The organism is Microbacterium sp. 05T445 (assembly GCF_056395865.1).
The window spans coordinates 1,187,911-1,201,240 of sequence record NZ_JBFTKJ010000002.1 but is presented as its reverse complement, the minus strand read 5'-3'; the positions used below and the strand labels follow the sequence as shown (position 1 = coordinate 1,201,240).

Here is a 13,330-nt window from a genome sequence, read left to right as displayed (position 1 = left end):
GAGTACTTCTACTGGGCGTCGAGATCCGTCTCGAGGAGGGTCACCAGCGCGTCGAGGGCCTCGTCGGCGCCGTCGCCCACGGCCTTGAGCGTCACGACCGTCCCCTGCGAGGCGCCGAGGCCCATGAGCGACAGGATGCTGCCGGCGTTGAGGTCGGCGCCGCCTTCGACGGCGATCGTGACCGGGACCGACTGCGCCTGCACGGCCTGCACGAAGAGCTTCGCGGGACGGGCGTGCAGTCCCGAGCTGCTGGCGATGGTGGCCTGACGTTCTGCCATGGTTCTCTCCTGTCTGCGCCGGACCCGTCGGGGTCGACGATTCCGATTCTGTCGGACGAGGGGCTCACACCGCCACGGGTACGGCCGCTTCGGCCTGCTCGAGCTCCTTGCGGCCGACCCACCGCTTGAGGGCGATGACGGCCAGCGCCGACACGACGGTACCCGCGACCAGCGCGACCAGGAAGCCCCAGATCGGGTCGATCGCGAACAGCACGAACAGCCCGCCGTGCGGGGCGAGCGACTGCACCCCGAAGAGCATGATGAGCGCGCCGGTGACAGCACCGCCGGCCATGGATGCCGGGATCACGCGCAGCGGATCGGCCGCGGCGAACGGGATCGCCCCTTCGCTGATGAACGAGGCACCCAGCAGCCACGCTGCCTTGCCGTTCTCCCGCTCGACCGGGGGGAACAGGTCGCGGGCCAGCACCGTCGAGGCGAGGGCCATCGCCAGCGGCGGCACCATTCCGGCGGCCATCACCGCGGCCATGATGAGGTAGGGCGTGGGGTTGTCGGCGGAGCCCGCCGCCAGGCCCGCGACGGCGAACGCGTAGGCGACCTTGTTGACCGGACCGCCCAGGTCGAAGCACATCATCAGGCCGAGGATCACACCCACCACGATGATGGCGCCGGTCGCGGCGAGCTCGGTCAGCCACGAGTTGAGTCCCGCCATCAGCGTCGCGATGGGGCGGCCGAGGAACAGGATCATGAGGCCCGACGCGACGATCGACGCGAGGAGTGGGATGATCGCCACCGGCATGAGGCCGCGCAGCCAGCGAGGCGCCTGGAACCGACCGATCCACCAGGCGACGACACCGGCGAGCAGGCCGCCGATGATGCCGCCGATGAAGCCGGCGTTCATGAGCACCGCGACCGCGCCGGCGACGAAGCCGGGCGCGATGCCGGGCCGATCCGCGATCGCGAAGGCGATGTAGCCCGCGAGCGCCGACACCAGGAAGCCCATCGAGGTGGCGCCGATGACGAAGGCCACCGAGCCGAGATACTGGCCGATCCCGCCGGGCGGGAGGTCCCACAGCGCGTTGTCGATGATGACCTTGAACGCCTGGTTGTCCTGGTTGACGTTCACCCCGCCGATCAGGAAGCCGAGGGCGATGAGAAGCCCGCCGCCCGCGACGAACGGGATCATGTAGCTCACACCGGTGAGGAGGATCCGCTGGATGCGGGCTCCCCACGACAGCTTCTCCCCTGCGGCGGCGGACGCCGCTGCGACCTCGCCGCCCACGCGCGTCGCCTGCGGGTCGCGTGCGGCCGCGACCGCCTCGGCCACGAGCTGGTCCGGCTGCTCGATCCCGCGCTTGACGCCGGAGCGGATCACGGGCTTTCCGGCGAACCGCTGCGGCTCTCGCACGTCGACATCGGTCGCGAAGATGACGGCATCCGCCCCCTCGATGACGTCGCGGGGCAGCGCCTGGTAGCCGCTGGAACCCTGCGGCTCGACCACGAGGTCGACGCCGGCCTTCTTGCCTGCGGCCGTCAGGGAGTCCGCCGCCATGAAGGTGTGGGCGATGCCGGTGGCGCAGGCGGTCACCGCGACGATGCGCGCGGGTCGGCCGTCGACGGTGAGCCCGTCGCCGGTGACCGGGACCGCTGCCGACGCCGCAGGTGCGGCGGGTGCGGCTTCCCGTTCTCCGATGGCCGCCTGCACGATCGCGACGACCTCGTCGTCGGTCGTGGCCGCGCGCAGCCCCGCGGTGAAGTCCTCCTGCATGAGGCTGCGGGCGAGCTTCGAGAGCACCGCGAGATGCGCCTCGGCGGCGTCGGCGGGCGCGGCGATCAGGAACACCAGGTCGGCGGGGCCGTCGGGGGCGCCGAAGTCGACGCCGGGGCGCAGGCGCGCGAACGCCAGTGACGGGATCGTGACCGCCGGGCTCTTGGCGTGAGGGATCGCGATGCCGCCGGGAAGCCCGGTCTCGTCCTTCTGCTCGCGCGCCCAGGCATCGGCGTGGAGCGCATCGGCGTCGATCGCGCGGCCCTGCGCGACGACGCGGGCGGCGAGCGCCCGGATCACGGCGGACTTGTCGGCGCCCAGGGGCGCGTCGAGGCTCACCAGGCCGGGAGTGATGGTGTCGGTCATGGTGACCTCCTGCGGTCAGTCGGTGCGAGGGTTCAGTTCAGGCGCGTGACGTTCACGTCGCCGGAGGGAAGGTCTGCGGGCCGTGGAGCCTGCGTACCCGGGAGGGATGCCGCCGCCGCGCCGTAGCGGACGGCCAGCCGCAGTCGCTCCTCGGGCGAGGAGCCGCGACTCTCGGCGAGCACGTAGCCCGCGAGCGAGCTGTCGCCGGCGCCGACGGTGCTCGCCACGCGGATGGGAGGCGGCGTGGCGGTCCAGGCGCCGTCGGGGTGGACGAGGACCGCACCCCGGGAGCCGATGGTGACCAGCGCCGCACCGACCCGTGCGGGGACGAGGGCGCGCGCCATGTCGGCGATCGCCGCCACTGCGGCGCCGTCGAGGTCGACGCCGATGAGCTCGGCGAGCTCGTCGTCGTTGGGCTTGATGAGGTCCGGCGCGCCATCGGCCACCGTCGTGGTCAGCGCGGCGCCGGCCGCGTCCACGGCGACCAGGGGTGCGGCGCCGCCATGGGCGGCGCGCACCGCGCGGGTCACGCGCACGTAGAAGTCGTCGGCGACCCCGGGCGGCAGCGATCCTGCGAGGACGAGCCAGCGGGCGCCCGCCGACGCGGCGACCACCGCGTCGAGGAGCGCGGAGACCTCGGCCGCCGACAGGTCGGCACCGGGGAGGTTGAGCTTGGTGGTGACCCCTGCCGGGTCGGTGATCGCCAGGTTCGCCCTGACGTGCCCGCGGACGGGAACACGTCGCAGCGTCAGCCCGGCACGGTGCAGCACGCCGTCGAACGGATCGTCGGCGGCCAGCGGCAGCACGGCCGTGCACGCCTCCCCCGCCGCCGCGATCGCCCGGGCGACGTTGATGCCCTTACCTCCGGCGTCCTCGCGGGCGGCGTCGGCGCTCTGCACCTCGCCGACCAGGAGAGGTGACGGAAGGGTCACCGTCCGGTCGAGCGACGGGTTGGCGGTGAGCGTGACGATCATGCGAGCCAGACCTCCACCTCGGCCTCGGCGAGGGCCGCGGCCAGCTCGGCGTCGGGAGCGGCATCCGTCACCAGCACGTCGACCTCCGCGAGCGGCGCGAAGCCGACGAGCAGCTCGGCGCCGAGCTTGTCGGCGTCGGCGACCACGACGACGCGGCGGGCGGACTGCACGATGGCGCGCTTGACCGCCGCTTCGTCGGGGTCGGGGGTGCTCAGCCCGAACCCGGCCGACACCCCGTTCGTGCCGATGAACGCGACGTCGGGGCGAAGCGCCCCGATCGCGCGGACCGTGTCGGCGCCGACGGCAGCGGCGGTGAGGCCGCGCACCCGGCCGCCCACGAACGAGAGCGAGGCGCCGGGGACACCCGCCAGGGCGTGGCCGAGGGTGAGCGAGTGCGTGACGACCTCGATGCGCGACCCTGCGAGGCGGGGTGCGAGGGCCGATGCCACGGCGGCGGTCGTCGTTCCCGCATCGAGGAAGACCGACCCGCTGAAGTCCGCGCCGAGCACGTCGAGAGCGCGGTGGCCGATCGCCGCCTTCGCGGTGCCGTGATGCTGGAGGCGCTCCTCGAGCGAGGGTTCGCGCGTGCTGGCACGTTCGCGACCCACGGCTCCCCCGTGGACGCGGCGCAGCGCTCCCACCGACTCGAGGTGATCGAGGTCGCGGCGGATCGTCTCGGTCGTCACGTCGAAACGTTCGGCGAGCCCGACGACGCTCACCCGGCCTTCGGCGGCGAGGAGGAGCTCGATCTGCTCCTGGCGCTCCGTTGCGTACATGTGGCTGCCCTTCGGTGGGTTTCCCACACAATACAACACATTCCAACATAAACACAACGGGTATCTTCGATACCGTGCCCGACAAGCCCTCTGCCGAGATCGCCATCGATGCCGCCTTGATCCGAACGCTCGTCGCAGCTCAGGCGGCCGACACGGTGCCGGATGCCGCCTCCCTGCCCCTCGAGAAGGTCGCCGAGGGCTGGGACAGCGAGATCTGGCGCCTGGGCGATGCGCACGCCGTGCGGTTGCCCCGCCGTGCGCTCGCGGCGCCGCTCGTCGTGCACGAGCAGCGTGTGCTCCCCGGCATCGCCGCACGTCTCGCCCCCCTGGGGATGCGCGTGCCCGCTCCCGTCGTCGCCGGCACCCCCGGGGCGGGCTACCCGTGGGCGTGGTCCGTCGTGCCCTGGATCGACGGCGCGCGAGGGACGGACATCCCCCGCCCGACCCGCACGACATGGGCGGAGGCCCTGGCCGACGCCCTCGGAGCGCTGCACGTGACCGCCCCTGCGGACCACCCGGTCAACCCGGTGCGGGGCCAGGCACTCGCCACCAAGGCGGCGTTGATGCAGGAGCGCATCTCCGCCCTCGCCGACGCCGGAACGCTGGACGCGACGGGCGCGGCCGCGATGCGCGCCGTGTGGGGGCGCGGCCTGGCCGCCGCCGAATGGGGACGCCCGCCGGTGTGGATCCACGGCGACCTCCACCCCGGCAACCTCGTCGCGCGCGACGGCACGCTCGCAGGGATCATCGACTTCGGCGATGTCACCGGCGGCGATCCCGCCTACGACCTCGCCATCGCCTGGCTCGCATTCGACGAGACCGGCCGCGCACGCTTCATCGCCGCGACCGGCACGCGCTACGACACCGCGACGTGGCGTCGCGCGCACGCGTGGGCGGCCGCTGTGGCGATGATGATGCTCCTCCACAGCGACGACAACCCCGACTACTTCGCACTGGGGGTGGAGGCCGCCGCCGAGGTGATCGCGGATATCAGGAGCTGAGGCATCCGCTCGCGCGGTCGGCTTTGTGGACGGTCTACAAGAAATCGAGTCTCACTCCTTGTGAAACTTGGTTCCACCTTGAAGACCGCGCGCCCGACCCTCCCGTCGCGCGGACCGCGCTGTTAGATTCGCACCGCTTCGCGACGGCGCTCACGGATGCCGCACCAACGAGGGTGCGGCCACGCCGGGCACCCTGCCCCGCCGTCGGCCGGTGACAGCATGCCGGTGCGTCCCTCACCGCCTGCCCCCGCAGGCGCGAACCTGGAGTCACTCAATGACGAGATCATCGACCCATGTGCACGGCCTCGGCATGCGCATCGCCGTCATCGTCCTCAGCGTGCTGCTGGCGGCGATGGTGTTCCTGTACGTCGCCACGACCGCCAAGATCGCCGCCGGCGCGGAGCAGCTCGCCGCCGGCGCCTCGACGGCGGACGACGGCTCGCAGCAGCTCGCCAGCGGCGCGGGCGAGGTGGCCGCCGGCGCCGGCGACATCGCCGCCGGCGCGACCAAGCTGGACGACGGAGCGACGGATGCCGCCACCGGCGCCGCGACGCTCGCCGACGGCGCGACCTCCGCGGCGGCCGGTGCGGCCAGCCTCGCCGCCGGCGCGACGTCGCTGTCGGCGGGAGCACAGTCCGCCTCGAACGGGGCCGCCAGTGTGAGTTCGGGCGCCGCCTCGGCCGCCGCGGGCGCCTCGCGTCTCGCCGCCGGTGCGAGCCAGGCCGCGACCGGGGCCGCGACGCTGGCCGACAAGGCCGACCTGCTCGCCGCCGGTGCCGTGGGTGCCGACACGTACGCGAAGCTGCTGCTCACGAAGGCCTCGGAGTTCGAGGCGCTGGCCGGCGCAGGCGCGACCCCGGAAGTCAAGAAGCTCGCCGCGGCCGAAAAGACACTCGCGACGCTCGCAGCCGAGGCCCCTCTGAACGCGGCGACGCTCTCGAGCTCGCTGAAGACGCTCGCCGCCGCCGATGCCTCGAACACGACGCTGCAGAGCCTCGCGCTGCTTGCCGCAGGCCTCGAGAAGCAGGTCGGTGCGATGTCCGCGCCCACTGAGAAGGCCCCCCTTCTCGCCCAGGGCATCCTGGCGGCGGCAGGGGGCGCCGGTCAGCTGCGCGGCGGCATCGATGGGCTCGTTCACGGCAACCCCGCCAACAAGTGGCCCGGCACCGTGGCCCTCGCCGACAAGGACAAGGGCGCGCCCGCGCTCGCGGCAGGCGCCGACGAGCTCACCGCCGGCATCGCCCAGGTGCGTGACGGCGCTGCCAGCCTCGCCAACGGCACGCAGACGCTCGCCGGTGGTGCCGCACGGCTCGCGTCGGGCACGCAGAACCTCAACGCCGGCGCCGGCTCCCTCTCTTCGGGTGCCACCAGCCTCGCCGAGGGCACGTCGTCGCTGTCGGCGGGCGCTCAGAGCCTGTCGAGCGGGCTCGAAGACCTCAACGCCGGCACGGCGACCCTCGCCGAGGGCTCGGCCACGCTCGCCGGCGGGACCGACGAGCTGTCCGCGGGCGCAGCGACACTCAGCGACGGCAACACCCAGATCGCCGACGGCTCGCAGCAGCTGGCCGACGGCGCTGCCGGGGCGACGCCGAACCTGCTGCCGTGGATGCTGGTCATCGCGCTCGGCGGCCTCATCGCGATCGGCTTCTGGATCGGCCACCGCATCAGCCACCGCAGCCGCACTGCTGCCGCGGCCGTCGCGACCGCCTGAGACAGGCAGAGGGGGSGGGATCCGGCATCCGGATCCCGCCCCCTCGTCACATCGGCGCAGAAAACGAAAAACCCCCGCTCTGCGGGGGTTTTCTCGTTGGCTGGGGTACCTGGACTCGAACCAAGAACAACTGAACCAGAATCAGCCGTGTTGCCAATTACACCATACCCCAAGGCTGTCAGCCGAAGCCGTGCCGAGGAATGAGTCTACGCGAGACCGGCACGTGCTCCAAACCGAGCCGTCACCCGCGCGCGTCGACCAGTGCCCCGAGGCGGCGGATCGACTCGGACTTGCCGAGCAGCTCCATCGACTCGAACAGCGGCGGCGACACCCTGCGGCCGCTCAGCGCGACGCGCAGCGGGCCGTATGCGACACGCGGCTTGAGGCCGAGTCCGCCGTCCTCCACGGGCGCGATGAGCGCGCCGGAGAGGGCGTCCTGCACGGCGGCCGCCGTGAACTCGGTGTCGGGCACCAGCTCGAGAGCCCCGACCGACGCCACCAGCACCTCGTTCGCGTTCGCCGGGAGCGACGCCAGTGCGTCGTCCTGGTAGACCAGGGCGTCGGAGAACAGGAAGCCGAGGAGGCCCGGAGCGTCGCCGAGCAGCTGCATCCGCTCCTGGACGAGAGGGGCGGATGCCGTGAGCATCGCCGCCTGCGCCGGCGTCGGGGTCTCGTCGACCACGCCCGCGGCCGCGAGGTAGGGCACGAGGCGCGCGGCGAAGTCGTCGGGCTGCAGCATCCGGATGTGGTCGCCGTTGATCGACTCCGCCTTCTTCTGGTCGAAGCGCGCCGGGTTCGGGTTCACGTCGACGATGTCGAACGCCGCCACGAGCTCCTCGAGCGAGAAGACGTCGCGGTCGGGACCGATCGACCAGCCGAGCAGGGCGAGGTAGTTGAGCAGGCCCTCGTGGATGAAGCCCTTCTCGCGCTGCAGGAACAGGTCGGCCTTCGGGTCGCGCTTGGAGAGCTTCTTGTTGCCCTCCTCGCCGAGGACGAGCGGCATGTGCGCGAAGCGCGGGACGAACGTGGTGACGCCGGCATCCACCAGCGCGCTGTACAGCGCGAGCTGCCGGGCGGTCGAGGGCATCAGGTCTTCGCCGCGGATGACGTGCGTGATGCCCATGAGGGCGTCGTCGACGGGGTTCACGAACGGGTACAGCGGCACGCCGCCGGCGCGCACCAGCACGAAGTCGGGGAACGACCCTGCCGGGAACGTCACCTCGCCGCGGATGAGGTCGACGTAGGTGAGGTCCTCATCGGGGACGCGCAGGCGCCACGCCGGCTCGCGGCCCTCGGCGCGGAAGGCCGCCTTCTGCTCGTCGGTGAGGTGACGGTCGAAGTTGTCGTAGCCGAGCTGCTTCGCACGGCCGTTGGCCTCGTTGCGGGCGTCGATCTCTTCGGCGGTGGAGTAGCTCTCGTACACGGCCCCGGCGGCGATGAGCTTGTCGAGCACCTCGCGGTAGAGCTCGTGGCGCTGCGACTGACGGTACGGGGCGTGCGGGCCGCCGACCTCGACGCCCTCGTCCCAGTCGATCTTCAGCCACTTCAGCGCCTCGAGCAGCTGCTGGTAGCTCTCCTCGCTGTCGCGCGCGGCATCGGTGTCTTCGATGCGGAACACGAGCTTTCCGCCGTTGTGACGTGCGTACGCCCAGTTGAAGAGCACGGTGCGGATGAGGCCGACGTGCGGCAGGCCGGTCGGCGACGGGCAGAAGCGGACGCGGACGTCGGCACCGGTGGCGGTCGTGGTGCGGGGATCAGGCGAAGACACCTGATCGATTCTACGGGCCTGCGCTCCTCGGGCCGATGGGGGCGACCGGCTCCGCGACCAGCCGTGCCAATGCGTCCAGCGTCGCCCTCACCGCCGGCACGCGATCCGCGCCGCGGGCGGTGACGGTGTTGATCGTGCGCTGCTCCCCCGTCGGCAACGGGACGATCGCCACTCCCGGCAGCTGCGGGAAGGACTCCACAGCCATGCGCGGCAGGGTGGCGACGCCGATCCCCTGGGCGACCAGTCCCTCCACCGCGACGAAGTTGTCGGTCTCGAACGCGATCCGCGGCGCGAACCCGGCTCGACCGCACAGCTCGAGGAGGTGCCCGCGGCACCGGGGGCAGCCCGCGATCCAGTCGTCCCCGGCGAGTTCGCCGACATCGAGCGAATCCCGCGAGGCGGCCGGATGCCCGGTCGGCAGCACCGCGAGCATGTCGTCGGTGCCGATGGCCGACACCGCCAGCCCTCGCGCACTGGAGCCGTGCGGGTCGTCGCGATCGCCGGGATAGCTGAAGGTGAGGGCGATGTCGGTGCGGTCGTCGCGGACGGCGTCCACAGCCTCAGGGGGCTCCGCCTCCACGTAGGTGAGGGAGATGCCCGGATGCCGCTGCGCCAGGTCCGCGAGGAGCTTGGGGACGATCGTCGGAGACGCCGACGGGAAGGCCATGAGCCGCACGCGCGCGGCGCGCAGGCCCCGGAGCTCGGCGAGCTCGCCGGCGGCGGCATCCAGCGCCGTCGTCACGGCGGGCGCATGACGGGCGAGGATGCGGCCCGCGTCGGTGAGGCGCACCCCGCGTCCCACGCGTTCGACGATCGCGATGCCGAGCCGCTGCTCGAGCCGTTTGAGCTGCTGACTGACGGCCGGCTGGCTGTACCCGAGCTCGGCGGCGGCGCCGGTGATCGACCCGGCGTCGGCCACGGCCTTGACCACGCGCAGCTCGCGCGCGTCGAATCCCGGGTCCTCCTCGAGCGTGTCGGTCATGACGAAAGCATAAGTGAACGTGATGGGTTTCATGGAACACCTGGCCTAGACGCGAGGAGTCGTCCACCCTCAACCTGGAGGCATGCGCGCGACCACCGATTCCTCCCCCGCCGTCCTCGCCGCCCGCGGCGAGTTCGCCGGCGGCCGTGGCTACCTCGCCGCGTGCACCGTGGGCCTGCCCACCCGCGCGACGCACCTGGCCGTCCTCACCGAACTCGACGCGGCCGCATCCGGTCACCCCAACGTCGCGGCGTACTCGTCGGCCGTCGAGCGCTCGCGCTCGCTGTTCGCCGACCTCGTGGGCGTCACCGCCGACCGGGTCGCGATCGGCTCGCAGGCCTCCGTCGCGGCCGCCCTCGTGGCCTCGGCGCTGCCCGACGGCGCCGAGGTGCTCACGCCCGACGGCGAGTTCTCGTCGATCGTGCTGCCCTTCGTCCACGCGGGGCGCGGCATCCGTGTCCGCACCGCGCCGCTGGGCGAGCTCGCCGCGCACATCACCGCCGACACGGCGCTGGTGGCGTTCTCGGTGGTGCAGTCGGCGACCGGCGAGGTCGCCGACGTCGACGCGATCGTCTCCGCTGCGCAGCGCCACGACGCGCGCACGCTGTGCGATGCGACTCAGGCGGTGGGCTGGATGCCGGTCGACGCCGCCCGCTTCGACGCCGTCGTGTGCCACGCGTACAAGTGGCTGTGCGCCCCGCGCGGCGTGTCCTTCCTCGCCGTGTCGGAGCGGTTCCAGGCCGAGATCCCGCCGCGCTTCGCCGGCTGGTACGCCGGTGACGACCCGTGGGCGTCGTGCTACGGAGGCGATGCCGTGCTCGCCTGCGACGCGCGTCGCTTCGACGTGTCACCGGCATGGCAGGCGTTCGTGGGGGCCGCTCCGGCCCTGGAGCTGTTCGCCGCACTGGACCCCGACGAGCTGTTCGCCCACACGACCGGCCTCGCTGCCCGCTTCCGCGCCGGGATGGGGATGGATGCCGCGCCACGGCCGTCCGCGATCGTCACGTGGGAGGACCCCGACGGGTGCGACCTCGCCCGGCTCACCGTCGCCGGCATCACGGCATCCGGGCGCGCCGGCCGCGCGCGCGTCGCGTTCCATGTCTTCAACGACGACCGCGACGTCGATCTCGCCCTGGAGGCCCTCGGCCGCTGATCCGGGCCGGCGGGCGCGCCCCGGGTCGGCCGATCGGCCGAGGAGGTCGAGCCCCGCGGCCGATGCGCCGCACGCTCGGCGGGGGCGAGCATCGGGGCATGACCACGATCACCCGCTCCCGCACCCGTCGCAGCGGCTGGCTCGCGCCCGCCGGCCTCATCGCCGTGAGCCTCGTCCCGATGCTCGCCGGTGCGATGCGCGTGAGCCAGTTGGCCGCGGGGGGCCCGGTGACCGCCGGGAACATGCGGTTCTTCGAGTCGCCCGTGCCCGTGATCGTCCACATCGTCGGCTCGAGCGTGTTCCTCCTGCTCGGCGCCTTGCAGTTCGCGCCCGCGCTGCGCCGGCGCCGCTGGCATCGCATCGCAGGACGGATCGTCGCGCCCGCGGGACTGCTGGCGGCACTGTCGGCCCTGTGGATGACGCTCTTCTACGAGCTGCCCGCCATCGACGGACCGCTCCTGTTCGTCCTGCGGCTGATCCTCGCCCCCGCGATGGCCGCGTCGATCGTCGTGGCGTTCCTCGCGATCCGCCGCGGGGACGTCGCGACGCACTCGGCGTGGATGACGCGCGCCTACGCGATCGGCCTCGGCGCCGGGACGCAGGCGCTCGTCTTCCTGTCGTGGACGCTCGTGCTCGGTGCACCGGGGCAGCTGGCGCACGATCTGCTCATGGGCTCCGGCTGGGCGATCAACCTCGCGGTCGCGGAGTTCGTGATCCGGCGCCGCCGGCGCACCTCTATCCTGAGCGCATGACGAGCCCGGTGCGCGCCCTGTGGGACGCGCCGCCGCCGACCCCCGGCCCGCCGCGCCGGGTGTGGCGCGACGTCGTGCTCGTCGTGATGATCCCGCTGCTCTCGTTCGCCGAGGCGGCGCTGCGGCCGGAGGTGCCCTGGCGGTGGGGGTGGGCGGTCGTGCTGACGGCGCTCGCCCCGACGCTGCTGTGGCGTCGCACCCGCCCGTTCGCGATGCTCGCGGTGGTGTTCGTCGTCGGCACCGCCATCGGCTTGGCGCTCGGTGACGATCCGCAGCTGTACACCACGGCGTACTTCCTGATCCTCGTGTACGCGGTGTTCCGCTGGGGTTCGGGGCGCGCCGTACTCGGCGGCTCGGCCCTAGTGCTGGCGGGGACGCTCCTCACGTTCCTGGGGCAGCGTCCCGTGGTGAGCGACGTCATCGGCGGCATCGCGGTCGCGGTCACGACAGCGAGCCTCGGCCTGGCGCTGCGCTGGCGGACCGGCGCGCGCGTCCGCGAGATCGACCGTGCGCGGCTGCGGGAGCGGGAGCGGTTCGCCCGCGACCTGCACGACACCGTCGCCCACCACGTGTCGGCGATCGCGATCCAGGCACAGGCCGGCATCCTCCTCGCCCCCGGCGACCCCGCGGCCGCCGTCACGACGCTGCGTCTCATCGAGGGCGAAGCCGGTCGCACGCTGGACGAGCTGCGGTCGATGGTGCGGGTGCTCCGTGCCACCGATCCTCCCGAGCTGGCACCCACGCCCGGCATCGACGACGTCCGCCGCCTGGCCGCGCCGAGCGCTGCGGCGGGGTCCGCCGAGCCCCGGCTCGAGGTCCGCGTGACGGTCGACGGCGATGCCGACGCCCTTCCGGCAGCGGTCGCGGCCGCCGTGTTCCGGCTCGCCCAGGAGGCGGTGACCAACGCGCGCCGTCACGCGCGTGGGGCGACGACCGTCGAGGTCCGCCTGCGGGTCGACGCCGCAGGCGCGCGCCTCGACGTGCGGGACGACGGCAGGGCAGCGGCATCCTCCTCTCCCGGTTTCGGGCTGACGGGCATGGCCGAACGCGCCTCGCTGCTCGGGGGAACGTGCGAGGCGGGACCGGCGCCCGGCGGCGGCTGGGTCGTCAGCGCGGTCCTTCCTCGTGCAGGATGGGCGACGTGACGGTGCGCGTGCTCATCGCCGACGACCAGGAGCTGGTGCGTGCGGGGCTGCGGGTGATCCTGGAGGCCGGGTCGGACATCGAGGTCGTGGCGGAGGCATCCGACGGCGCTCAGGCGGTGGCGGCTGCGCGCGAGCTGCGACCCGACGTGTGCCTGCTCGACATCCGGATGCCGGTCATGGACGGCCTGCAGGCGACCCGCGCCCTCGCCGGGCCGGACGTCGCCGATCCGATCCCCGTGGTGGTCGTGACGACGTTCGACCTCGACGAGTACGTGTACGAGGCGCTGCGCGCGGGAGCGCGAGGGTTCCTGCTCAAGAACGCCGGTCCGGCGCTGCTCGCCGAGGCGGTCCACGCCGCGGCCCGGGGCGATGCGCTCATCGATCCGGGTGTGACGGTGCGGCTCATCACGGCTTTCGCCGGTTCCGCGCCGACCGACTCCGCCCGTCCGTCCTCACCGCTCACCGACCGTGAGGAGCAGGTGCTCGCCGGCGTCGCACGCGGGCTCGGCAACACCGAGATCGGCCGCGAACTGCACCTCTCGCTCAGCACCGTCAAGACCCACCTCGGCAGCATCATGGCCAAGCTCGGCGCCCGCAACCGGGTCGAGCTGGCGATCTGGGCGCACGAGCGCGACCGTCCCGGCGGGCCCGGCGGGCGCCCATAGACTGCTGGGGCGGGTCAGGCTGACGCGCACCGA

Annotated in this window: 12 protein-coding genes and 1 tRNA gene; 6 read left to right on the top strand and 7 right to left on the bottom strand. The window is 73.0% G+C overall.

Annotated features, from left to right (window positions below; all coding sequences use genetic code 11):
• Positions 1 to 8: 8 nt before the first annotated feature.
• The 4 genes from AC1DDU_RS15125 to AC1DDU_RS15110 all read right to left on the bottom strand — a co-directional run bounded on the left by AC1DDU_RS15125 (position 9) and on the right by AC1DDU_RS15110 (position 4,120).
• A complete protein-coding gene (locus AC1DDU_RS15125) occupies positions 9 to 278 on the bottom strand; it encodes an HPr family phosphocarrier protein (RefSeq protein ID WP_477435497.1) in 270 nt (89 codons plus the stop codon).
• A 64-nt stretch (positions 279 to 342) separates the two neighbouring features.
• Entirely contained in the window at positions 343 to 2,370 is a 2,028-nt protein-coding gene (locus AC1DDU_RS15120) for a PTS fructose transporter subunit IIABC (protein ID WP_477435495.1), read from the bottom strand.
• Between the two features lie 32 nt (positions 2,371 to 2,402).
• Positions 2,403 to 3,344, bottom strand: a complete 942-nt coding sequence (locus AC1DDU_RS15115; protein WP_477435494.1) for a 1-phosphofructokinase family hexose kinase — start codon at positions 3,342 to 3,344, stop codon at positions 2,403 to 2,405.
• A complete protein-coding gene (locus tag AC1DDU_RS15110) occupies positions 3,341 to 4,120 on the bottom strand; it encodes a DeoR/GlpR family DNA-binding transcription regulator (protein ID WP_477435492.1) in 780 nt (259 codons plus the stop codon). Before AC1DDU_RS15110 ends, AC1DDU_RS15115 begins: the two co-directional genes overlap by 4 nt.
• 74 nt (positions 4,121 to 4,194) lie before the next feature.
• Here AC1DDU_RS15110 and AC1DDU_RS15105 point away from each other — a divergent pair, with 74 nt between their 5' ends.
• Positions 4,195 to 5,121 carry an aminoglycoside phosphotransferase family protein gene (locus AC1DDU_RS15105; protein WP_477435490.1) on the top strand — a complete coding sequence of 309 codons (927 nt, stop codon included), beginning with the start codon at positions 4,195 to 4,197 and terminating at the stop codon, positions 5,119 to 5,121.
• 274 nt (positions 5,122 to 5,395) lie between these two features.
• Entirely contained in the window at positions 5,396 to 6,832 is a 1,437-nt protein-coding gene (locus tag AC1DDU_RS15100) for a hypothetical protein (RefSeq protein WP_477435488.1), read from the top strand.
• A 97-nt stretch (positions 6,833 to 6,929) separates the two neighbouring features.
• Here AC1DDU_RS15100 and AC1DDU_RS15095 read toward each other — a convergent pair.
• The 3 genes from AC1DDU_RS15095 to AC1DDU_RS15085 form a co-directional block, all read right to left on the bottom strand.
• A tRNA-Gln gene (locus AC1DDU_RS15095) sits at positions 6,930 to 7,004 on the bottom strand.
• 69 nt (positions 7,005 to 7,073) lie between these two features.
• Complete coding sequence (gltX, locus tag AC1DDU_RS15090; protein WP_477435486.1) at positions 7,074 to 8,600, bottom strand: glutamate--tRNA ligase; 1,527 nt, start codon at positions 8,598 to 8,600, stop codon at positions 7,074 to 7,076.
• A 10-nt stretch (positions 8,601 to 8,610) separates the two neighbouring features.
• A complete protein-coding gene (locus tag AC1DDU_RS15085) occupies positions 8,611 to 9,582 on the bottom strand; it encodes a LysR family transcriptional regulator (RefSeq protein ID WP_477435484.1) in 972 nt (323 codons plus the stop codon).
• An 82-nt stretch (positions 9,583 to 9,664) separates the two neighbouring features.
• Here AC1DDU_RS15085 and AC1DDU_RS15080 point away from each other — a divergent pair, with 82 nt between their 5' ends.
• The 4 genes from AC1DDU_RS15080 to AC1DDU_RS15065 all read left to right on the top strand — a co-directional run bounded on the left by AC1DDU_RS15080 (position 9,665) and on the right by AC1DDU_RS15065 (position 13,297).
• Positions 9,665 to 10,735 carry an aminotransferase class V-fold PLP-dependent enzyme gene (locus AC1DDU_RS15080; protein WP_477435482.1) on the top strand — a complete coding sequence of 357 codons (1,071 nt, stop codon included), beginning with the start codon at positions 9,665 to 9,667 and terminating at the stop codon, positions 10,733 to 10,735.
• 98 nt (positions 10,736 to 10,833) lie between these two features.
• On the top strand, positions 10,834 to 11,487 hold the full coding sequence (locus AC1DDU_RS15075; protein WP_477435480.1) for a DUF2306 domain-containing protein: 654 nt from the start codon (positions 10,834 to 10,836) through the stop codon (positions 11,485 to 11,487).
• Complete coding sequence (locus AC1DDU_RS15070) at positions 11,484 to 12,632, top strand: sensor histidine kinase (RefSeq protein ID WP_477435478.1); 1,149 nt, start codon at positions 11,484 to 11,486, stop codon at positions 12,630 to 12,632. Before AC1DDU_RS15075 ends, AC1DDU_RS15070 begins: the two co-directional genes overlap by 4 nt.
• Positions 12,629 to 13,297 (top strand): response regulator, encoded by a 669-nt coding sequence (locus tag AC1DDU_RS15065; protein ID WP_477435476.1) that lies wholly within the window; start codon positions 12,629 to 12,631, stop codon positions 13,295 to 13,297. Before AC1DDU_RS15070 ends, AC1DDU_RS15065 begins: the two co-directional genes overlap by 4 nt.
• The last annotated feature ends 33 nt before the right edge of the window (positions 13,298 to 13,330 follow it).

Coding starts and splice junctions, on each gene's coding strand:
- AC1DDU_RS15120 (WP_477435495.1), bottom strand. CDS start 2,370: ATGACCGACACCATCACTCCCGGCCTGGTGAGCCTCGACGCGCCCCTG.
- AC1DDU_RS15075 (WP_477435480.1), top strand. CDS start 10,834: ATGACCACGATCACCCGCTCCCGCACCCGTCGCAGCGGCTGGCTCGCG.
- AC1DDU_RS15125 (WP_477435497.1), bottom strand. CDS start 278: ATGGCAGAACGTCAGGCCACCATCGCCAGCAGCTCGGGACTGCACGCC.
- AC1DDU_RS15115 (WP_477435494.1), bottom strand. CDS start 3,344: ATGATCGTCACGCTCACCGCCAACCCGTCGCTCGACCGGACGGTGACC.
- AC1DDU_RS15080 (WP_477435482.1), top strand. CDS start 9,665: ATGCGCGCGACCACCGATTCCTCCCCCGCCGTCCTCGCCGCCCGCGGC.
- AC1DDU_RS15100 (WP_477435488.1), top strand. CDS start 5,396: ATGACGAGATCATCGACCCATGTGCACGGCCTCGGCATGCGCATCGCC.
- AC1DDU_RS15070 (WP_477435478.1), top strand. CDS start 11,484: ATGACGAGCCCGGTGCGCGCCCTGTGGGACGCGCCGCCGCCGACCCCC.
- AC1DDU_RS15110 (WP_477435492.1), bottom strand. CDS start 4,120: ATGTACGCAACGGAGCGCCAGGAGCAGATCGAGCTCCTCCTCGCCGCC.
- AC1DDU_RS15085 (WP_477435484.1), bottom strand. CDS start 9,582: ATGACCGACACGCTCGAGGAGGACCCGGGATTCGACGCGCGCGAGCTG.